This is a genomic window from Stenotrophomonas sp. STEN031 (assembly GCF_056759975.1).
The window spans coordinates 78,573-98,124 of sequence record NZ_JBRREA010000003.1; the positions used below are offsets into that span (position 1 = coordinate 78,573).

Below are 19,552 nucleotides of genomic sequence, written 5' to 3' on the forward strand. Positions count from 1 at the left end.
TGGGGGATCTCAACGCGGTGCGTGGGCAATGAGCATTTGTCTGAAAAGTCCGTCAAGCGCGTTGGCGTCACCTTGGCCTGCAGTCAACAGCGGCGGTGTACTGCTGCGCCGCGCAAGCTCGGCATCAATGTAGTCACTGATGAGGGCTATGCGAGGGCCATCGGCTACCTCCGCGCTGCGCCGCTTTGTCACCAGCAGCTGATCAATGGCGTTGCGTACATTGCCATCGGGAAGCAGGCGATCGAGCAGGTCCTCAAAAGCCATGGGCGGCGGTGTGGGCTCGTTCTCTATCCATTGGCAGGCGAGCAAGGGCCGCAACACGTAGAGATATTTCTTGGTGCGCACCCGCTCACCTTTCAGATAGCCGCGATGATTGGCGCTTGCCATGTTGAAGTAATGCCACCAGCTGCCCAGGGGCGAGTGAAACTGCTGTACCGCGGCCTGTAATTCTGAAATGGCCTGAGCATCACCGCGATAGTGGATGGGTGAGCGCAGCCATTCGGACAGGGTTGGGTTGGACTTGGAGACCAGGCGCAATGCTTTGCGCAGGTCCCAGCCGCTGATATCCAGCTCGTCATCGATGGGCAGCTCGATCACATCGCGTTGTGCTTCGCCCGGGCCGGTCCGTTCATTGACGCTCAGGTACCACGGCTGGCGATGGACGTAGATGAAGCGGGCATCGTAGTCGCTGTCCGGCGATGAGAATCCCCAGCCGCGGCTGCCGGATTCGCAGGCCATCAACACGCGTACATCGTGCTGGCGTTCGATCTGTTCCAGCGCGGCGAGTACGGCTTGGCGCTTTTCCGGGTCGATCGGGTGAATGTCCATATTCTGCGGCTCCTTTAGCGGGAGACGCAGTCTAGTCAGGGTGCGCGCGAAAGGCACTCCTTCCCAACCCTCCCCTCCGCCTTCGGTGAAAGGGAGGGGGCTGTTTGGCGTGTTCTTTCAGATGGCGGAGCGCCGCTTCTGCTCCCTCCCTTTTGCGAAGCAAAGGGGAGGGCTGGGGAGGGGTAAGCTCTCAAGGCTTCAACAGCCCCTCCCAAAAACTCACGCCACCTTGCCGCGGCGTGCCCGCTCCAGGTGCACCAGCAGCAGCGAGATTGCTGCGGGCGTCATGCCAGGGATGCGCTGCGCCTGGCCGATGCTTTGCGGACGGACGCGCTCCAGTTTCTGCAGTGCCTCGGCCGACAAGCCGCGCACCGAGGCGAAGTCGAAGCCTTCGGCGATCGCGGTGTTCTCATGGCGCTGCTGGCGTTCGATCTCTTCGCGCTGGCGGTCCAGGTAACCGGCGTACTTGACGCTGATCTCCACCTGCTCGGCGACGCGTGCGTCTTCCACGCCGGGGCCCAGCGACGGCACCTGCATCAACTTGGCGTAGTCCAGCTCGGGGCGTTTGATCAGGTCCAGCACATTGGTTTCGCGGCTGACCGCCACGCCGGTGGTCTCGGCGACTTCGCGGCCCAGTGCATTGCCCGGCGTTGCCCAGATGCCACGCAGGCGCGCGCTCTCGCTGGCAACGGCGGCCTGCTTGGTCTCGAACGCGGCCCAGCGGCGGTCATCGACCAGGCCCAGCTCGCGGCCGGTCGGGGTCAGGCGCGTGTCGGCGTTGTCCTCGCGCAGCTGCAACCGGTACTCGGCGCGGCTGGTGAACATGCGATACGGCTCGCTGGTGCCGTGGGTGATCAGGTCGTCGACCAGCACGCCGATATAGGCTTCGTCGCGGCGCGGGCACCAGCCGTCCTTGCCCTGCACGAACAGGGCGGCGTTGATGCCGGCCAGCAGGCCTTGTGCGCCGGCTTCTTCATAACCGGTGGTGCCGTTGATCTGGCCGGCGAAGAACAGGCCGGCGACCTGGCGGGTCTCCAGCGTGTTCTTCAAGCCGCGCGGATCGAAGAAGTCGTACTCGATGGCATAGCCCGGGCGGGTGATATGCGCCTGCTCGAAGCCACGGATGCTGCGCACCAGCTCCAGCTGCACGTCGAACGGCAGCGAGGTGGAGATGCCGTTGGGATAGATCTCGACCACGTCCAGGCCCTCGGGCTCGACGAAGATCTGGTGGCTGTTCTTCTCGGCAAAGCGCACCACCTTGTCTTCGATGGACGGGCAGTAACGCGGGCCGATGCCTTCGATCTGGCCGCTGTACAGCGGCGAGCGATGCAACGCGCCACGGATGATGTCGTGGGTGCGCTCGCTGGTATGGGTGATCCAGCAGCTCACCTGCTGTGGGTGCTCGCGGACATCGCCCAGATAGGACATCACCGGCAGCGGGTCATCGCCGGGCTGCTCGTCCATCACGCTGTAGTCCAGCGAGCGGCCGTCGATGCGCGGCGGGGTGCCGGTCTTCAGGCGGTCGATGGCGAACGGGCGCTCGCGCAGGCGCGCGGCCAGGGTGGTGGCCGGCGGGTCACCCATGCGCCCGGCGGTGTACTGGGTTTCGCCGATATGGATCTTGCCGGCCAGGAAGGTGCCGGCGGTCAGCACCACCGCTGGGGCGTGGAAGGTCAGGCCGGTCTGGGTGATGGCGCCGCGGATGGTGTCGCCGTCGATGATCAGATCATCCACCGCCGCCTGGAACACGGTCAGGTTGGGCTGCGACTCGACGATGCCGCGGATCGCCATGCGGTACAGGTTGCGGTCGGCCTGGCAGCGGGTGGCGCGCACCGCCGGGCCCTTGGAGGCATTGAGGGTGCGCCACTGGATGCCTGCGCGGTCGGCGGCATGCGCCATGGCCCCGCCCAGGGCGTCGATTTCCTTGACCAGATGGCCCTTGCCGATGCCGCCAATGGCCGGGTTGCAGCTCATTGCGCCGACGGTTTCGACGTTGTGGGTCAGCAGCAGGGTGCGGGCACCGCCGCGCGCGGCAGCGAGGGCCGCCTCGGTGCCGGCGTGGCCGCCGCCGATGACGATGACGTCGTAACGGTAGAAGGAGTCGCTCATGGGCGTGAGATCGGTAAAGAAAATGTGAAGTCCGTCGGCGTGGTATTCGCACGCTGTTACGGCATGTGTGGTGATTTTACCGCCAAGCGCAATCAGGTACGCATCAACCCTAAAGTTGGCACGCAACCTGCAGTTAATACATTGCACCCAGCGTGGCATGCGACATAGGCGCAACAAGGTCGGAATTGGAACAGGGGCCGACCGAAGCGCACGTTGGGGTAGCAGGGGGCCGGTAGTCGGGGGACTACCGGCCTTGCAATCCAGCAGGGCCCGCCTTGGCGGGAAAGCGTTAAAGACAAAGCCCCGGCCTAGGCCGGGGCTTTGTCTTTATTAGGCGCCGATGCCCGACAGGGCCGGAACAGGGGGGATCCAGATTTCCTGACGGACATCGACATTGAGCTGTCTGGGTAAGGCCGGTTTAGGTCACTATGCGACGTTGCCGGTCACCCGTGGAACCAAGAATGCCTGCATTTACGGCAATTGCAACCTTTTTATGGTTCCAGGTTCCTGACCCCGTGTACTTGGCGGGTTTGTGACGCCTGTCGGGCGGGCATCGGCCGTGCCTGAATGGCAGGCCGGGCGGCGGCCTGCGGACGCTGCATGGCCTGTTGCATGGGCTGGGCGCGCGGCGTCGGCTGGTAATTGGCACGCGGTTGCGGGCGCGACAGATTGTCCAGATTGCGCCACGGCGACTTGTTGCCGCCGCCGTTCACCGGCGGTGGCGGCCGGGTCGGGCGGCCGTCATTGCCGCCATTGCCATTGCCCGGTGGGCGCGGACGGTTGCCGCCATGGTTATGGTCGCCGTCACCGCCCGGATGCGGCCGCTGGCCATTGCCATGACCGGGCGGCCGCTGGCCGTTGCCGTGATACGGCGGGCGCGGACGATTGTAATTGGGCCGGTAGACCGGGTAGCCGTAGCTGCCGTAGCCGTAATAGCCACTGCCATAGCCATAACCGCCGTAGCCATAGCCGTTGGGGTAGCCATAGGGATAGCTGTACTGCACCGAGGGGGAGCCGTGGTAGTAGCCGCCAGAACCGCCGCCTACGTAGTCATACGTGGCGCAGCCGGACAGGCCCAACAGCAGGCCGGTGGAAAGAATCAGGCGCTTGATCATGAAAAGTCCCCCCCAGTGGGTATGGCATGCAGCTTCGGGCCGCCGCGTTGAATCGGCCCTTAATTCGCGTCTACATGGCTGAACATACAACGTGTGCGCAGGTGAGATGGTCGCAGGCCCGGGGCCTGGGCTAACCTTTGAGCATGAATGAACTTCCCCTGCCCGGTTTTGCCGAGGTTTTGGCGGCGGCGGCACGTATCGCCGCCCATGCGACGGTCACCCCGGTGCTGCGCTCGCGCGCGCTGGATGCCTTGGCCGGTGCCAGCCTGCATTTCAAGGCCGAGCACCTGCAGCGCAGCGGTGCATTCAAGTTCCGCGGGGCCTGCAACGCGGTGTGGTCGTTGGACGTGGAGCACGCCAGGCATGGTGTAGTGACGCATTCGTCGGGCAACCACGGGGCGGCACTGGCACTGGCGGCGCGCTCGCGGGGCGTTCCCTGCCATGTCGTGGTGCCGGAAGGTGCGGTGGCGGCCAAGTTGGCCAATATCGAACGCAACCAGGCCACGCTGTGGCGCTGCGCACCCACCCAGGCGGCGCGTGAGGCCGAGTGCCTGCGTGTGCAGCGTGAGACCGGAGCCACCCTGGTTCATCCCTATACGGATCCGCGGGTGATCGCTGGGCAGGGGACCGCGGTGCTGGAATTGATCCGGCAGGCCGGGACTCAACTGGATGTACTGGTGGTGCCGGTTGGCGGCGGTGGGCTGGCGGCCGGCAGCCTGCTGGCAATGCGGCAGTTGCTGCCCAACTGCGAGCTGGTGCTGGCGGAACCTGCCGGTGCCGCCGATACCGCCCGTTCGCTGGCGGCGGGGGAGCGGCGGATCGACTTCGTGCCGGACACGCTGTGTGATGGTCTGCGTGGTGCGCTGGGTGAACCCAATTTTGCGTTGCTGCACGGTGCGGCGCAGGTGATCAGCGTGGACGATGCCGATACCGTGGCCGCGATGCGATTGATCTGGCAGGTAATGAAACAGACCGTGGAGCCGTCCTCGGCGATCACCCTGGCGGCGGTGTTGGCCCAGCCGCAGCGCTTTGTCGGGCGCACGGTGGGGCTGGTGTTGTCCGGCGGCAACGTCGATCTGGATGCCTTGCCCTGGGGGCAGGCATGAAGTCAGCTGTTCGGCGCACAGGGGTGATGGGCTGGGTGTGGCGGTTGTGTGTGTTGCTGCTGTTGTGGCTGTTGGGCGTAGCGGCGTGGATCATCTGGGTCGGCGACCGTGACCAGGCCGCACCTGCCGACGCCATCATCGTGCTCGGCGCTGCGGCCTATGACGCCAAACCTTCGCCGGTGTTTGAAGAACGCATCCGTCACGGCCTGGATCTGTATCGGCAGGGCTATGCGCCGAAGTTGATTTTTACCGGTGGCTTTGGCGGCGCGGGTGCGCGTTTCTCCGAGTCGCAGGTGGCGCGGCGCTATGCGTTGAAGCAGAAGGTCCCCAGCAGCGACATCCTGATCGAAACCCGTTCGCGCACTACCCGGCAGAATCTGGTCGAGGCCAAGCAGGTGATGTTGAAGCACGACATGCACAAGGTGATCGTGGTCAGCGACCCGCTGCACATGGCGCGCGCGCTGCGCCTGTCCAGGGAATTGGGCATCGATGCCTTGGCTTCGTCCACGCCGAGCACGCGCTTTCGCAGCTTCCATACCAGCTGGCGCTTTCTGCTGCAGGAGGTTTATTTCTTCCACCGCGACCTGTTTGCAAAAGGCGCTTGAGCGGTGATCTCGTTCTCACGGGGAATGTAATGGTTGGCAATGAATCCTCTGCACGGCAGCAGGCCGTCGCGCTGGTACACGCGTACTACGCAGCGTTCAATCGCGGTGACTGGGCAGGCATGCTGGCCTGCCTGAGCGATGAGGTTGCACACGATCTCAACCAGGGGGCGCGTGAAACCGGCCGCACGCTGTTTGCCGCCTTCCTGCAGCGCATGGAGGCGAGCTATCGCGAGCAGCTGCGCGACGTGGTGGTGATGGCCAGCGACGATGGCCTGCGCGTGGCCGCCGAATATGTGGTGCACGGCGAATACCACCACACCGACGAAGGCCTGCCGCCGGCACGTGGGCAGCGTTACGTGCTGCCGGGTGGCGCGTTCTTTGATGTGCGCGATGGCAGGATCAGTCGCGTCAGCAATTACTACAACCTGCAGGACTGGATCGCGCAGGTAGCGGGCGCATAGCGGCGTTGGTGTTTGTGCTGTTGTTGGCGCGACGCAGGCTGCGAGGCATCACGATGCACGCGTGTAGGAGCGGCGTAAGCCGCGACGCTGGGAACGCTTGCGGATCGATCAGCATGCGATCTGCGAGGGCATGAGCTTGGCGGCTTCGCCGCTTCCCCTCTCCTGCCTTCGGCATCCTCTCCCGCAAGGGGAGAGGAGAAAATCAAAGGCAACTGCCAAAAGCCAAGGCCAAAGCCAAAGCCAAAAGCAAGAGCAAAAGCCAGAAGCTAAAGCCAAAGCCAAAAGCCAAAAGCCAAAAGCTAAAAGCTAAAAGCTAAAAGCTAAAAGCTAAAGCTAAAAGCCAACACCCCAAAAAAGCCGAAAGCCGGAACAGACTGCACCGAATCCCGAATCCCGAATCCCGAATCCCGAATCCCGAATCCCGAATCCTTACTCCACTCCTTACTCCTTCGTCTTCCGCCGGATCGGAATCGCCGACAACGGTACGCTCGCCACATCATGGCCCTGCTCCCGGATCGGGGCGCCCGGTGCAGGTGCCCAGGCATGGGCGTAGACAACTTCCCAACTGCTCGGCAGCTTGCCGTCAGCACGGCGCATCGGCTCATACGCCTCGCGCGCGGCGGCAAAACGGCTGCGCCCGGTCAGGGTGTGGCGCCGGTTGTGCATGGCATTGGTGGCGCCGATTGCCTTGAGCTCGCGCATCAGTGCGGGCAGGTCGTCGTAGGTCAGGGTGAACATGTCGCGGTCCAGTACCGGATCGCGGAAGCCAGCCATCATCAAGGCATCGCCGAACTGGGCGATCTGCACGAAGTGGCTCACGTGCGAGGTGTCATCGGCCTGGGCAAAGGCCTGGCGCAGCTCCACCAGCGTGTCGTGGGCGAAGGTGGAACAGACCAGCAGGCCGTTCGGCTTGAGCACACGGCGGAAGCCGGCAAATACCGCTGGCAGGTCTTCCACCCACTGCAGGCACAGGTTGCTGTAGATCACGTCCACGCTGTTGTCGGCCAGCGGCAGGGCGCGGGCGTCGGCGCAGACGCGCGAGAACGGGCGCCACCAGCCGGCCTGCTTCCTGGCCTCGGCCAGCATCGGCAGGGCCAGGTCCAGCGCGATCACCTGCGCCTTCGGCCAGCGCTTCTTCATCGCCGCGGTGGCGTGGGCCGGGCCGCTGCCCACGTCCAGTACCACCTGCGGTTGCCGGTCTTCCAGGTAGTCCAGCGATTCCAGCAGGCGCTTGGCTACTTCCTGCTGCAGCACCGCGGCGGCGCGGTAGCTGCTGGCGGCACGCGAGAAGGCGCGGCGGACGTGTTTGGGGTCGAACAGAGAAGACATGACGGTGATTCGGATTGGTAATTCAGGGGAGAGGCACGGTTGCGCTCAAGCGGCCAACGACATCATCGGCCAGTGCGCGCGAATGGCTGCGTAACCACTCACGCGCAGCCCGCAACGAACTGTTGCAGCAGCCCGGCAACGTGGTCGGCGTGGCCAAGGAAGGGGGCATGGCCGCCACCGTCGATGGTGTGGGCGGTGTGCAGGCCCGCCGGCGCCAATGCGGCAGCCTGGTGCATGGCCTTGGAGGGCACCAGCCGGTCGCGCTGGCCGCCTATCCACAGGCCCGGTTTGTGCAGGCTGGGAAGGCTGCCGCGCAGGTCGCTGCGCTCCAGCAGCGCCAGGCCTTCGTGCAGCGCACGTGGGGCCGGCTCGCCGCGTTCGACCAGCGCATCGCGCAGGGTGCGCAGCTCGCTGCGGGCGTGTTGCGAGCCCATCACGTCCAGCGCCAGGAAGCGCTCGAGGGTGCCACGGTAATCCTGTTCCAGATCACGGCCGAACTGCTCGAACACCACCGGCTCGACCGCATCGGGCCAATCGGCATCGCGGACAAAACGCGGCGTCGCCGCCAGCATCGCCAGCCCGCGCACCTGCGGCAACGTGGCGGCGCCGTGCAGGGCGACCAGCCCGCCCAGCGACCAGCCGCACCACACCGCCGCCGGGGTGGCGCTGGCGATGGCGTTGACCAGGTAGGGCAGGCGCAAGGGCGTGGTGTCGTCGCGGCTGTGGCCATGCCCGGGCAGGTCGACCACATGCAGCTCGAAGTGCGGCGCAAGCCGCTCGACCAGCGGCGCGAAGATGCCGCCATGCAATGCCCAGCCGTGGATCAGGACCAATGCCGGTCCGCTGCCGGTGACTTCGATATGCATGGCGTTACAACCGGTTCTCAGGCAACAGTGTTCAGGGACTTCTGGTACAGCACTACATCGCGGGCCTTGGCGATGGCGTCTACCAATGCCTTGACCTGCTCGACGGTATGCAGCGCCGACAAGGTCACGCGCAGGCGCGCCTTGCCTTCAGGCACGGTCGGCGGGCGGATCGCGCTGACCAGGAAGCCGGACTGCTCCAGCGTTGCCGACAAGGCCATCACCGTGGCTTCGTCCCCGCAGAGCAGCGGTTGGATCGGGGTCTCCGAGGCCATCAGTTCCAGGCCGTGATGCCGCGCACCGTCGCGGAAGCTGGCGATCAGTTCGGTCAGCTTGTCGCGGCGCCAATGGTCGCGGCGCGCCAGCTTCACCGCGGCCAGCGAGGCGGCAGCCTGTGCCGGCGGCAGGGCGGTGGTATAGATGTAGGGACGCGCGGTTTCGGCCAGATGCTGGATCAGCGCGTCCTCGCCCACCACCACGGCGCCGTGCCCGCCCAAGGCCTTGCTCAGCGTCAGCAGTTGCAGCGGAACCTCGTTCACGCCCAGGCCGGCATCGGCCACGCAGCCGCGGCCGTGTTCGCCGATCACCCCGATGCCATGCGCGTCGTCCACGTAGAACAGCGCTTCCTGCATGCGCGCCACCAGCGACAGCGAGCGCAGCGGGGCGATGTCGCCATCCATGCTGAAGACACCATCGGTGACCAGCATGGCAGCGCCATCGCCGGCGTTCTTGAGCTGGCGCATAGCGCCTTCGCTGTCCAGGTGCGGATAGCGGCGCAGGCGGCAACCAGCCAGGCGGCTGGCATCGAGCAGGCTGGCGTGATTGAGCCGGTCCTGCACGCAGATATCGGTCTCTTCGCTCAGCAAGGCCTGTTGTACGGCGAGGTTGGCCATGAAGCCGCTATCGAACAACAGGGCGCGTGGGTAGCCGAGCCAATCGGCCATCTCGCGTTCCAACTGCTCGTGCAGGCTGTGGTGGCCACAGACCAGGTGCGAGGCGGTGCTGCCAGCGCCTTCGCGGCCAGCAGCGTCCTGCAACGCGGCGATCACCTCGAACTGTTGCGACAGGCCGAGGTAGTCATTGCTGCAGAAGCCGGTCAACCAGCGGCCGTCCAGTTCCAATCGCACCCCGTCACGGCGGCTGATGCTGCGCCGGCTGCGGATGCGGCCCTGGGCAAGCCGCAGCTTGCGCTGGGCGATGATGCGGTCGTGGATGTCAGGACGGGCCATGGCAAGGTTCATGGTCAAGCGGGCAGCTAGCGTACCCGGTTGCCTGTAAGAATGCCCAAGCGGCGCCCCGGCGACGGGGCGCCAACCGGGTCAGGCGCTGTGCGCGCAGGCCGGGGCGATATCCAGGTGGACCGTGCCGGGGTGGTCGTGGTCGTCGGCGTCCACGTTTACCTGGAGCGGGCGGATGCCGAGGCGGGCGAACAGGGCCTGGTCGCGCTCGGTGTCCGGGTTGCCGGTGGTCAGCAGCTTTTCGCCATAGAAGATGGAGTTGGCACCTGCCAGGAAGCACAGCGCCTGCAGCTCGTCGCTCATGCTCTCGCGGCCGGCCGACAGCCGCACCATCGAGCGCGGCATGACGATGCGGGCGACCGCGATCATGCGCACGAACTCGAACGGGTCCAGCTCGGCACTGCCGTGCAGCGGGGTGCCGGCGACCTGCACCAGGCGGTTGATCGGCACCGAGTCCGGGTGCGCCGGCAGGTTGGCCAGCGCCTGCAGCAGGCCGGCGCGGTGCTCGCGGGTCTCGCCCATGCCGACGATGCCGCCGCAGCAGGTCTTCATGCCGGCGTTGCGCACGTGTTCCAGCGTGTCCAGGCGGTCCTGGTACTGGCGGGTGTGGATGATGGAGTCGTAGTAATCCGGCGCGGTGTCCAGATTGTGGTTGTAGTAGTCCAGCCCGGCGTCCTTCAGCGCCTGCGCCTGGTGGCCTTCGAGCATGCCCAGGGTGGCGCAGGTCTCCAGGCCCAGCGACTTCACCTCGCGGATCATCGCCGCCACCTTGGGGATGTCACGGTCCTTGGGCGAGCGCCAGGCCGCACCCATGCAGAAGCGCGAGGCGCCGGCCTGCTTGGCGGCGCGGGCACGGGCCACCACGCTGTCGGTGTCCATCAGCTTCTGCGCGTCCACGCCGGTGTCGTAGCGCTGGGCCTGCGGGCAGTAGGCACAGTCTTCCGGGCAGCCGCCGGTCTTGACCGAGAGCAGGGTGGAAACCTGTACCTGCGCCGGGTCGAAGTGCTGGCGGTGCACGCTGGCGGCGCGGTGCAGCAGCTCTGGGAAGGGCAGTTCGAGCAGGGACAGCAGCTCTTCGCGCTTCCAGTCGTGGCGGATGACGGTGGACATCGGTGTTACCTGACAGATGGGGCGATGGAAGCGGCGCAGTCTGGTCAGCATATACATCGCTGTCAACCATCAAATGAATCATCTGGTTTACAGGCTTGGGGGGCGCTTGTCGGCGCTGCTGTTCCCGCCGCGCTGCCTGGTGTGCGGCGAGGATGGCCTGCCGGGGCGGGACCTGTGCCTGGCCTGCAGCCTTGGGCTGCCGTGGCAACAGGCCACCTGCAGGCGCTGTGCCTTGCCCTTGCCCGGGGCCGATGCGGAGGGCCTGTGTGGCGCCTGCCAGCACGCGCGCTCGCCCCTGCAGGCGGTGCGGGCGGCGTTCACATACAACGCGCCGCTTGATGGCCTGCTGCTGCGCTTCAAGTTTCACCATGATCTCAGCGCCGGCCGTTTGCTGTCAGCGTTGATGGTGGACGTACTGGGCAGTGCCGAGCGCCCGCAGGCGATCGTGCCGGTGCCGCTGCATCTGTCGCGGCTGCGTCAGCGCGGCTATGACCAGGCCTGGGAGCTGGCCAGGCCGCTGGCGCGCGCGCTGCAGCTGCCGCTGTGCCGGGGCCTGCACCGGCAGCGTCCCACACCGCCGCAATCGGAACTGGATGCATCTGAGCGCAAGCGCAATCTGCGCGGCGCGTTCATCGCGGTGGGGCAACCGCCAGCGCATGTGGTGCTGCTGGATGATGTGATGACCACCGGAGCGACCTTGCAAGCCGCTGCGCTCGCCCTGCGCCGCGCCGGCGTGCAGCGCGTGGATGCCTGGGTCTGCGCACGCGTGCCCTGATCGCCGCCGAAGTGATCAGCAAGGCCAGGCCAGCAGTGCGGTCCGCTTGAAATCGCCGATGTCATCTCTACATGCCATTACTACAGCGATGGGCCTAGACTGGGGTCGAGAGGCCTTTACACCTGTTCAACATGAGGAGACGGACATGGGAGCTTCCCCGGGATTTCCTGCTGGATCGTTGTTTGGCACGCTGACGCGCAATTGGTGGGTGCTGCTGTTGTTCGGTCTGTTTGCAGTGATATTCGGCGTATTGGCGGTGATGGCACCGGTGCGCACCGCAACGGTGCTGGCGTGGTGGTTGGGCATCATGGCCATTGTTGAAGGCGTGGTCGTGCTGATTTCGGCTTTCAGTGGCTCGGCGCCGGTTTCGCGTGGCTGGGCGCTGTTCTATGCGCTGGCATCGATAGGCTTTGGCGTGTTGGCGGTGATCAACCCGCTGGCTACGGCGAGCGTGCTGCTGCTGTTTCTGGCCGCCTGGCTGGTGGTTGGCGGCATTTACCGCATTGTGTTCGCCATCCGCGTGCGCAAGCAGATCACTGGTGAGTGGATGCTGATTGTCAGCGGTCTGCTGGCAGTGGCCTTGGGCGTGATGTTCGCGCTGAACCCCTTGGCCGGATTGGCGGTGACTTCGCTGTGGATCGGCGTGCTGGCCTTGATCTACGGGGTGCTGCAGATAATTGCAGCGTTCCGCCTGCGTTCGCTGGGCAAGTCCATCGGCGCGATGTAGTGCTTACCCTTCCCCAACCCTCCCCTTCGCTGCGCGAAAGGGAGGGGGTGTAGTGCCGAGCCATGCTCGGCAGAGGCTTCACCGGCAATGCTTCAGCCGAGCATGGCTCGGCTCTACCTGAAACGAAACGGCCCGCATTGCGGGCCGTTTTGTTTCAATCCAGGTATTGGCTGGCGACGATGCCGGCAAACAACACCGCGCCGACCCAACTGTTGTGTAGGAAGGCCTTGAAGCAGGGCTCGCGCTCACGGTCGCGGCACAGCCAGAACTCGTACACCACCAAGGCCATCGCCACGCCGATGCCGGCCCAATACGCCCAGCCCAGCCCCGCGCGCTGTCCGACCAGCGCCATCGCGGCGAAGAACAGCGCGTACAGGATGCCCTGGATGACCAGGTCCAGATCGCCGAACAGGATGGCAGTGGAATGCGAGCCCACCTTCAGGTCATCGTCGCGGTCGACCATGGCGTACCAGGTGTCGTAGGCGGTGGACCAGAGGATGTTGGCGGCGTACAGCACCCAGCCCAGCGGCGGAACCTCGCCCTGGATGGCGGCGAAGGCCATCGGGATGCCCCAGCCGAAGGCCATGCCCAGGTAGACCTGCGGCAGATGCGTATAGCGCTTCAGGTAGGGATAGCTGGCGGCGAGGAATACGCCGATGAAGCTCAGCCCGATGGTCAGGGCATTCAGGGTCAGGACCAGCGCAAATGCGACCAGCATCAAACCAGCGAACAACGTCAGCGCTGCGCGGCCGGAGATGGCACCGGTGGCCAGCGGCCGGTCCTTGGTGCGCTTGACGTGCGGGTCCAGCCAGCGGTCGGCGTAGTCATTGATCACGCAGCCGGCCGAGCGGGTCAGCCACACGCCAGCGCTGAACACGAACAGTATCCACAGCGGTGGCAGGCCGTCGGCAGCAAGCCACAGCGCCCACCAGGTGGGCCAGAGCAGCAGCAAGGTGCCGATCGGGCGGTCGGCGCGCATCAATTTCCAGTAGTGCCCGAACCGCGAGGTGTTGGCTGCGGTGGACGGTGTATTTGGGAGACGGCTCATGCGTAAAGGTTAACAGCTGGGCGGATTTTCCCGCCCGCCTGTGCCGATCTGTTGGATGGGGGCAGACCTGCGGACGCTTTTGCCGTTAGAATGCGCCTCCGCCCGGCTCAGCCGGCCGGGTCACAATGCGCCCGTAGCTCAGCCGGATAGAGTAGTGGCTTCCGAAGCCATTGGTCGGGGGTTCGAATCCCTCCGGGCGCGCCAGATTCCAGCCTGCCATCTGCGCAGGTATGCATTCTCACAAAGTTTGTCGTGAACGACAGACTTTGAAGGAATTCGCCTGAACTTTGTCGTCAGCGGGGTCGGTGAAGAGGCGTTGTCAGATCGGGTGGGGCTAAATCGTCGCTCGTCGGCTTAGTCAAACTGACGGCTGCTTCGACAAATGGTGGGCTGGCGGCACGACAAGTCGTACCCGGGAGCCGTGTTCTAGGCTGCGTGGCTAGTCAGGTTTTCAGCATTCTTGCCTGTGTGCCCTGATCGAATGATTTGCGCATCCCCAGTCTTCTCAATCCCGTCTGAGACGGGCTGCTTGGTGGTGCTCGATGGCTGGACGTCCTCGAGAGGCGCGATAGGCCTTGCTGTATCCAATAACGAGTATCCGCTGGATGTCTAGCGACATAGGCACGACACCCGAAGTCGCCGGACCGCCCATTGGCTAGTAGCGCTTCGGGCTAACGCTGATCCAGCGTCTTGTGAGCCTGATGCTGCGAGGGCTAAGTGGACGCTTTTTTCAGAATTTCAGTGTTCATCTTCGAGGCCCATGCGATGGCCGATCTCGCTACCGGATAGCTGCATCCAGTTGTGTGCACCAGATAGGACTCAAGCTCTTTTTTGTGAGACCACCTTTCCAGGCCGTTTGCATCGTCAAGCACTCTTGCCAGCTCGGTTCGACAGGCCGTTTTCATTCTGTGTACACCGAGGACGTTTGCTGCCATACGATGTGATTGATAGGCCTTGACCAGGCTAGGAAACTGCCGCCGGATGTAGTTCTCCGATACTCCCGTCTGTTTTGCAACCTCTCGCAGCGGAGCAATCTGCTGGCATCTTGGACGCCTGATTTGCCCATTGAGAGCTGTCTCCACCTCCGTCCGTATCCACACAGCATAGTTGTGCCGCCCACTTACCGGTATTTCATGACGGTCAAAGAATAGTTGACCGGCAATCATGGCCGCTCCCTTTGGGTCGGTGAGCAAATCAACAGCCCGTACTCCAGCAGTGAAGGCCTTCTTTAAGAGCGTGCTCAACGATGGGCGAACATTCTCCTTGCGCGCGCGTGCTGATCCACTTTTCTCGGAAATGCCACGAACCACGCCAGCGAGAGGTGACCGAAATGACTCAAGAGTGCTCTCAAAGATCCGCAAAGCTTCAGGCTGAGTCTCCTGGATCGAGCCCGATGCGATCGCTCCGACAAGCTCTATGCAGTCGCTCTCCCCAAAGGAAGGGGCGGTGCTTGGAACGCGCTGATCGGCTTGTCCAACCAGTCCGCCTCCACATTTGACACATAGAAAAGGGTTTCCTGATCGATGGTGAAATCGCTGTTTGTTGCCGCAAGAAGGGCAATCATCGCGCAGCCGCAGTCGATGTGCATGGCACCTAGTGACCGGCGCCAGCGTCCAAAGGAATCTGTCATAGGGGACCTCCATGCATAGAAGATCTTCTTCGAAGCAGGCTTCGCACCAGGCACGTGAGGTTTTTACGGAACCGACGCACTGCGAGGCTAGTGATGGCCTGATAGGGATCAGCGTTGAGCGCCTGATTGTTGTGGAACCCACCGCATCCTCTACTAGAGAAACATATGCATCGACCCGCTCGCGATAGCCAAATAAGCCGGTTCCACCAGTTGAGTAGACAGGTGTTTCCGATATGTGGAACTCCGTCCCGGTTTGCGTGGATCGCCAACTCGCCAGCAATCGTGTCAGCTGACTCCGGCTGAGAGCATGCATGTAGGCCAAGCGTGCAAAATAGGAAGCAAATGACTCCACATCCGCCGTCCCCGCGCCTTCCACTTTGAGTGGGAGAAGAAAACTAGACATCTAAGGCTGGGTAAGCACGGCGGGGCTTGGCCGTAAAGGGTTTTAGCTTTCTTTTGGCAGCCCCATTGCTTGGCTGTGCAGTGTGTCCGGCATTCCCGATGACAGGTGAGGCGCTAGATATCGGAGAACCAAAGACGTCTACAAGGTCATTGAGCGTCCTTTCTCCGGCTTCGATGTTTGTCCTCAACACCTCCCACTGCCTCTTTGTGGGACGAGTATCTGTAATGATCTGCTCGGTAATTGATGAACCAGCGGCACGTGCCCGACATCTAGCCAATCCCAGCCGGTGTTGAAGTATCCCTGTTTCGCCATGGCACTCATCCAGCAACGGCTCCGCGAGCCGCAGCAAAATGAGGTCATCCTTGAATTTAAGCTTCTTCGATTCGCTGAATACCTTAAGTATCATGCACCAATTCTTGATATCGTCATCGTTGTTGTTGTAACGGGCAAGGTGGATGATGGTTGGCCTGGAAGCCATGTGCTCTCTGTATTCAAGAATCGCCTTGGCAACTTCATAGCCGCCGACAAGGATCAAGGTTCGGCCGTAGGAGACGAGTGACTTCAGCGACTCGATCAGTGAACCTCGAAAATCGTCGCTCTTGGCCTTTATCATGAATTGCGCTTCATCCGCGATCACGTATCTTGTTTCAAGTACGCGCAAAGCGCGCGTGAGCGCGGCAAGCATGCCGGGCTCCGTCATCGCTCTATAAGGACGGTAGTCGGCAGCCGCGATCTTCATCTGGTCAAAGAGCGGGCTCTGTACGTCTCCTAGAAGCATCTCGTAGACGTACCTCGTCGCCGTATTTCCTTGGCGTGCGAGATTCGCGCACGCACCAACCACCGGTAACGTATCTGCGTTGGCGTCGCGAAAGACATTGGTTTCGAGGTGTCTTACGAAACTTTGAAGCACCAGAGATTTTCCGGCCTGCGAAGGTCCAGTCAAGAGCACCAATTCACTTCCGTTATCGAACTCCGAAAACGCTTCTAGTTGAAGGCAACAGTCGCAATAATTGCGATGCGGAATTAGCTCTGTGAAATTCGGTTTAAGCTTGAACAGGTCATCAATGTATGGGGTAGTAATCATGGTTTAATCCAATCTGGGTGTTTCTCGTCAAGTTGGGGGAAGCTGTCGACTGAGCCCCAGTCAGCAGGAAACTTGGTCGATTTTCTTTGCTTCTCATCAATGGAATTTTGTGGTTCGTCACTGGCGTCTTCTGCCTCCTTTGTGTCCCGTTGTGCAGGGACAAATCCGGTCGAGGGCCTGTGCATTGCATCGGTGCGCTCCTCTCGCTCCTTCTTTGTGAGTGGTTCACGGAGGGCGAGGTCTGCTTGGATGGCTGAGTCTTCCCGGCCACGTTCTCTGAGAGCTGATCGAGTCTTCGCGACTCGCCACTTTCCGGCTATGGTGAAATACAAAACTGTGGGGTCCTCGGGATCTTGGCGTGGGAACAACCCCCGCACCGAGACACATTTCCCAAAAAGTTCAGTCGAATAGAAGCGTGTGTCTTGAATACGAATTGCTCCCGCAGGTTCGGTAGTTCCAGTGCATTCCAGCGGGTTGGCGGTTGCAATCAGGAAGCGAAGATCACGTTTCTGTAGATTTCCCTGGGGTCCATAGAGGTTCTCGAATTCGCGACGTGTTTCGCGAGAAGAGGGTGATCCATCTTTGCAAGCAAGATTCGGCAACACGTCGAACAAGATATGGTTCGTGTCGGCCACGAAGGCATCCCACGCGCGTCTTGGGCCATTTCTTGGGTGCTTTGCGCGGTCTATGGAGCGCAAATTCACTATGTCGGGTACGAAGCCAATCTTCCCGACGCAAACGGTGTTGGCAAAGGTGAGGAAAGTCCGCTCGACGGGCTGACCGGATTTGGCATTTGCACTAGAGCGCTTGAACCAATGGGTCCCGAGTGCCGCTAGGCAGGCGCGGAACATCGTGCTTCGGAAGTCACTGCCACCGTCACTAAATATGGTTTCTGGAAGGCGCCCGTGACGCCGCTGACAGTCTCGAAGTACAAGTGCGTCCGATACAAAACTCGGAGGGTCGAATCGAATGACTGACGCCAATGGTTCGCCGTCGAAATCGTCCACCAGCACGGTTAGCCACGGCTGCCCTGTCCGACCGAGCTCCGCCTGTTCAGCAACTGTCGGTGCGTAGCAATGATCAATGTGAGCGACCTGGAAAGGACGAACCGCCGTGAGGTTCTGCTGATCCACATCTTTGTGTGGAGAAAGGGAATTCGCGAGTCGCTTTCCACCTTTTCCGAGGGCGTCCTCTGTGGAGTGCTTCCTGGTATTCCATAGTCTGCAGTAGTGGGAATATGAAATTGGAGTCTCTGTAATATTTCGCAAGTGCGAGAAGAGTCTAAGTTCTCGTCTGTAACGACAGTGGGATTTAGTTCGCGAAAAATACTTACGACTTGAGCGGTGCCTCTTCATGGTCCTTCTCACAAGGTCCATGTGCCAGTGCGGGATGTGTTCGCCCTTCTTTCCACAGTTGGAGAACTTTGGAATGAGTCCGGTATAGCCGGCCTTGGCATAGGCCTTCTTCCATCGTTGGATCGTACGTTGGCAGGGGAGGTTTCGATCTACGCCTTCTGTAGATTGACCGCAGACGATGGCTGCCCGATAAGCAAACTCCTTTATGTGCTTCGGGTCACAGAGATCCAGAAGATCAACAGATTCGCTGGTTGCGGCTATGGTTTGAACTGTCGATAGCAGAATTCCGATGTCCTTAGCGCCAGCCTTGGTTCCAGAAAGGAACTTCGAGTGTGCATCAGCCAAATTAGCTCTGTCCAAATCGACGTGCAATTCTCCGGCAGCTATCGCAATAAAGACGGCTCCAGCATTGCTCAGCGGAATCTTTTCGACAATGTCAGCAATCGAACAGTAGCCGGTTCGTTCCACGTATAAATGAATCTCATGCAAATCTTCATAGCGGTAGTGCTGGTCATACTTGGCGACCATGGATCTAAGTAGCAGAAGGTTCTGCACTCGCAGCCAAGAGAGCTCTTCGCGCACCACGACAGAGAAGTTCAGTCCCATTGCACGGAAAGCATTTTCCGCCTGACGGTAGTGAAATCGCCCATTCTCGTTTGACCAGTTTCCGCGGTGTGTTTCGCAGAGGACCAAGAGATCTTCTCTCGATTTAACCTCTTCAACCCACACTCCCTCGGTAGTCACTCGCAGGCCATCCGGCGTGTAGGAAATCCGCCGGTTTCTGTCAGTACGATCCTTGATTGTCAGACTGACCGGGTTTGGGTGATCAAGCGCAAATAGCAGCAAAGGATCTGATTGCACGATGACGTGGTAAGCGAACTCACCTGACAATGAATCGAAAGGGAGTCGCCAATCCATCGCTTCGCTACCGATTGATGCTGGGACATCTGATGCGAACTCGCCAGTGATATTTTTCCTCGCGTGGCTTTCCGATGGGATTGCATGTGGCTGCTCCGCTGAAGCGAGAACGTAAGCAATACCATCGCTAGTTACGCCAAGAGATTCGAGATGCTGAATGAGATCGGCCTGGCTCAACGAGGATCGCTTCCTCAGGCCGGCCAAAAGAGTCTTGCCTCGCGCGTAAAGATTCACGGCGAGCTCCGGACATCGAAGTCATATAGCTCAGTAATTTGGCGCGGGTCGCCCGGGCTGTCAGCCACCGGACGATAGGTCGCGCGATGACCTGACTTTGGTGATGCGTAATTGTGTTCTGTAGGGCGCATTCAGAATGCGACGCACACCTAGCCTGGCCGCTTGACAAACGGCTGGAAAGGCCTATTCTCGCAGTGTCAAGCCGCCAAGCCGACAACTGTGAAAGCAGGCAGAAACCCGAGCCGAAAGGCTTGGGTTTTTTGCATTTCGATCAGGCTGTGCGTGCGTCGTCCTCCTCTTTAGTCTGTGAACAGCTAGACTCTGGATTGCCAGATGAAGGTTCGGCTATCGCTGCTTCGTATAGCCAGAGAGCAAGTTCACGTGACCGCACAAACCGTCCTCTTCTGCCCGGCAGACTGACCGCTTCGATGCCTAGCCTCTGACGTGCAGCGGCCTTTCGCGCAGCATCTGGACTGCAGTAGCCCAACAGCTTCCAGATGTCCGCGATACGGATGTAGGGTCCAGTCCGAGACAGGATCTCCGTCGCAAGTTGCTCTGCGGACGATGAGCGAGAGATCAGATATGAGATCGGAAATTCCGGCATTTCCGGAAAC

Annotated in this window: 16 protein-coding genes and 1 tRNA gene; 6 read left to right on the forward strand and 11 right to left on the reverse strand. The window is 61.9% G+C overall.

Going from position 1 to position 19,552, the window contains the following annotated elements; translation table 11 throughout:
* Positions 1-9: 9 nt before the first annotated feature.
* The 3 genes from ACVOLQ_RS02125 to ACVOLQ_RS02135 all read right to left on the reverse strand — a co-directional run bounded on the left by ACVOLQ_RS02125 (position 10) and on the right by ACVOLQ_RS02135 (position 4,052).
* Positions 10-828: a nucleotidyltransferase domain-containing protein gene (locus ACVOLQ_RS02125; protein WP_313173273.1), complete on the reverse strand. Its 819-nt coding sequence runs from the start codon at positions 826-828 to the stop codon at positions 10-12.
* Between the two features lie 219 nt (positions 829-1,047).
* Positions 1,048-2,937 carry a tRNA uridine-5-carboxymethylaminomethyl(34) synthesis enzyme MnmG gene (gene mnmG, locus ACVOLQ_RS02130; protein ID WP_481526906.1) on the reverse strand — a complete coding sequence of 630 codons (1,890 nt, stop codon included), beginning with the start codon at positions 2,935-2,937 and terminating at the stop codon, positions 1,048-1,050.
* 491 nt (positions 2,938-3,428) lie between these two features.
* Positions 3,429-4,052, reverse strand: coding sequence for a hypothetical protein (locus tag ACVOLQ_RS02135; protein ID WP_481526907.1), 624 nt, complete (start codon positions 4,050-4,052; stop codon positions 3,429-3,431).
* A gap of 143 nt (positions 4,053-4,195) precedes the next feature.
* Between ACVOLQ_RS02135 and ACVOLQ_RS02140 the strand changes: the two genes are divergently transcribed.
* The 3 genes from ACVOLQ_RS02140 to ACVOLQ_RS02150 are packed head-to-tail and all read left to right on the forward strand — an operon-like array spanning position 4,196 to position 6,224.
* Positions 4,196-5,158, forward strand: a complete 963-nt coding sequence (locus ACVOLQ_RS02140; RefSeq protein ID WP_481526908.1) for a pyridoxal-phosphate dependent enzyme — start codon at positions 4,196-4,198, stop codon at positions 5,156-5,158.
* Positions 5,155-5,763, forward strand: a complete 609-nt coding sequence (locus tag ACVOLQ_RS02145; RefSeq protein WP_313493218.1) for a YdcF family protein — start codon at positions 5,155-5,157, stop codon at positions 5,761-5,763. The genes ACVOLQ_RS02140 and ACVOLQ_RS02145 overlap by 4 nt, the downstream gene beginning before the upstream one ends.
* A gap of 29 nt (positions 5,764-5,792) precedes the next feature.
* On the forward strand, positions 5,793-6,224 hold the full coding sequence (locus ACVOLQ_RS02150) for a ketosteroid isomerase-related protein (protein ID WP_313493220.1): 432 nt from the start codon (positions 5,793-5,795) through the stop codon (positions 6,222-6,224).
* Between the two features lie 441 nt (positions 6,225-6,665).
* On the opposite strand, the gene bioC is transcribed toward ACVOLQ_RS02150, so the two are convergent.
* The 4 genes from bioC to bioB form a co-directional block, all read right to left on the reverse strand.
* Positions 6,666-7,553: a malonyl-ACP O-methyltransferase BioC gene (gene bioC / locus ACVOLQ_RS02155; RefSeq protein WP_481526909.1), complete on the reverse strand. Its 888-nt coding sequence runs from the start codon at positions 7,551-7,553 to the stop codon at positions 6,666-6,668.
* A gap of 98 nt (positions 7,554-7,651) precedes the next feature.
* Positions 7,652-8,419: a pimeloyl-ACP methyl ester esterase BioH gene (bioH, locus tag ACVOLQ_RS02160; RefSeq protein WP_481526910.1), complete on the reverse strand. Its 768-nt coding sequence runs from the start codon at positions 8,417-8,419 to the stop codon at positions 7,652-7,654.
* Between the two features lie 17 nt (positions 8,420-8,436).
* Positions 8,437-9,645 carry an 8-amino-7-oxononanoate synthase gene (bioF, locus tag ACVOLQ_RS02165; protein WP_481526911.1) on the reverse strand — a complete coding sequence of 403 codons (1,209 nt, stop codon included), beginning with the start codon at positions 9,643-9,645 and terminating at the stop codon, positions 8,437-8,439.
* A gap of 90 nt (positions 9,646-9,735) precedes the next feature.
* On the reverse strand, positions 9,736-10,764 hold the full coding sequence (gene bioB / locus ACVOLQ_RS02170; protein ID WP_313493226.1) for a biotin synthase BioB: 1,029 nt from the start codon (positions 10,762-10,764) through the stop codon (positions 9,736-9,738).
* A gap of 73 nt (positions 10,765-10,837) precedes the next feature.
* Here bioB and ACVOLQ_RS02175 point away from each other — a divergent pair, with 73 nt between their 5' ends.
* Complete coding sequence (locus ACVOLQ_RS02175; protein ID WP_481526912.1) at positions 10,838-11,539, forward strand: ComF family protein; 702 nt, start codon at positions 10,838-10,840, stop codon at positions 11,537-11,539.
* Positions 11,540-11,684: 145 nt separating this feature from the next.
* Positions 11,685-12,266: an HdeD family acid-resistance protein gene (locus ACVOLQ_RS02180; RefSeq protein ID WP_313173165.1), complete on the forward strand. Its 582-nt coding sequence runs from the start codon at positions 11,685-11,687 to the stop codon at positions 12,264-12,266.
* Between the two features lie 154 nt (positions 12,267-12,420).
* Here the strand turns inward: ACVOLQ_RS02180 and ubiA are convergent, their stop codons facing one another.
* On the reverse strand, positions 12,421-13,314 hold the full coding sequence (gene ubiA / locus ACVOLQ_RS02185; RefSeq protein WP_481526913.1) for a 4-hydroxybenzoate octaprenyltransferase: 894 nt from the start codon (positions 13,312-13,314) through the stop codon (positions 12,421-12,423).
* Between the two features lie 127 nt (positions 13,315-13,441).
* Between ubiA and ACVOLQ_RS02190 the strand changes: the two genes are divergently transcribed.
* Positions 13,442-13,518: transfer RNA gene (locus tag ACVOLQ_RS02190), tRNA-Arg, on the forward strand.
* 509 nt (positions 13,519-14,027) lie between these two features.
* On the opposite strand, the gene ACVOLQ_RS02195 is transcribed toward ACVOLQ_RS02190, so the two are convergent.
* Genes ACVOLQ_RS02195 through ACVOLQ_RS02205 form a run of 3 tightly spaced genes read right to left on the reverse strand, consistent with a single transcriptional unit; the run spans position 14,028 to position 18,938 of the window.
* Complete coding sequence (locus ACVOLQ_RS02195; protein ID WP_481526914.1) at positions 14,028-15,347, reverse strand: TniQ family protein; 1,320 nt, start codon at positions 15,345-15,347, stop codon at positions 14,028-14,030.
* The gene (locus tag ACVOLQ_RS02200; protein ID WP_481526915.1) at positions 15,340-16,431 is read right to left on the reverse strand and encodes an AAA family ATPase; all 1,092 of its coding nucleotides are present in this window, start codon (positions 16,429-16,431) and stop codon (positions 15,340-15,342) included. Before ACVOLQ_RS02200 ends, ACVOLQ_RS02195 begins: the two co-directional genes overlap by 8 nt.
* On the reverse strand, positions 16,428-18,938 hold the full coding sequence (locus tag ACVOLQ_RS02205) for a hypothetical protein (RefSeq protein WP_481526916.1): 2,511 nt from the start codon (positions 18,936-18,938) through the stop codon (positions 16,428-16,430). The genes ACVOLQ_RS02200 and ACVOLQ_RS02205 overlap by 4 nt, the downstream gene beginning before the upstream one ends.
* Positions 18,939-19,552 lie beyond the last annotated feature (614 nt).

Excerpts from the sequence above, each read along its gene's own strand:
- ACVOLQ_RS02125 (WP_313173273.1), bottom strand. The coding sequence starts at position 828 with ATGGACATTCACCCGATCGACCCGGAAAAGCGCCAAGCCGTACTCGCC.
- mnmG (WP_481526906.1), bottom strand. The coding sequence starts at position 2,937 with ATGAGCGACTCCTTCTACCGTTACGACGTCATCGTCATCGGCGGCGGC.
- ACVOLQ_RS02135 (WP_481526907.1), bottom strand. The coding sequence starts at position 4,052 with ATGATCAAGCGCCTGATTCTTTCCACCGGCCTGCTGTTGGGCCTGTCC.
- ACVOLQ_RS02140 (WP_481526908.1), top strand. The coding sequence starts at position 4,196 with ATGAATGAACTTCCCCTGCCCGGTTTTGCCGAGGTTTTGGCGGCGGCG.
- ACVOLQ_RS02145 (WP_313493218.1), top strand. The coding sequence starts at position 5,155 with ATGAAGTCAGCTGTTCGGCGCACAGGGGTGATGGGCTGGGTGTGGCGG.
- ACVOLQ_RS02150 (WP_313493220.1), top strand. The coding sequence starts at position 5,793 with ATGGTTGGCAATGAATCCTCTGCACGGCAGCAGGCCGTCGCGCTGGTA.
- bioC (WP_481526909.1), bottom strand. The coding sequence starts at position 7,553 with ATGTCTTCTCTGTTCGACCCCAAACACGTCCGCCGCGCCTTCTCGCGT.
- bioH (WP_481526910.1), bottom strand. The coding sequence starts at position 8,419 with ATGCATATCGAAGTCACCGGCAGCGGACCGGCATTGGTCCTGATCCAC.
- bioF (WP_481526911.1), bottom strand. The coding sequence starts at position 9,645 with ATGGCCCGTCCTGACATCCACGACCGCATCATCGCCCAGCGCAAGCTG.
- bioB (WP_313493226.1), bottom strand. The coding sequence starts at position 10,764 with ATGTCCACCGTCATCCGCCACGACTGGAAGCGCGAAGAGCTGCTGTCC.
- ACVOLQ_RS02175 (WP_481526912.1), top strand. The coding sequence starts at position 10,838 with ATGAATCATCTGGTTTACAGGCTTGGGGGGCGCTTGTCGGCGCTGCTG.
- ACVOLQ_RS02180 (WP_313173165.1), top strand. The coding sequence starts at position 11,685 with ATGGGAGCTTCCCCGGGATTTCCTGCTGGATCGTTGTTTGGCACGCTG.
- ubiA (WP_481526913.1), bottom strand. The coding sequence starts at position 13,314 with ATGAGCCGTCTCCCAAATACACCGTCCACCGCAGCCAACACCTCGCGG.
- ACVOLQ_RS02195 (WP_481526914.1), bottom strand. The coding sequence starts at position 15,347 with ATGTCTAGTTTTCTTCTCCCACTCAAAGTGGAAGGCGCGGGGACGGCG.
- ACVOLQ_RS02200 (WP_481526915.1), bottom strand. The coding sequence starts at position 16,431 with ATGATTACTACCCCATACATTGATGACCTGTTCAAGCTTAAACCGAAT.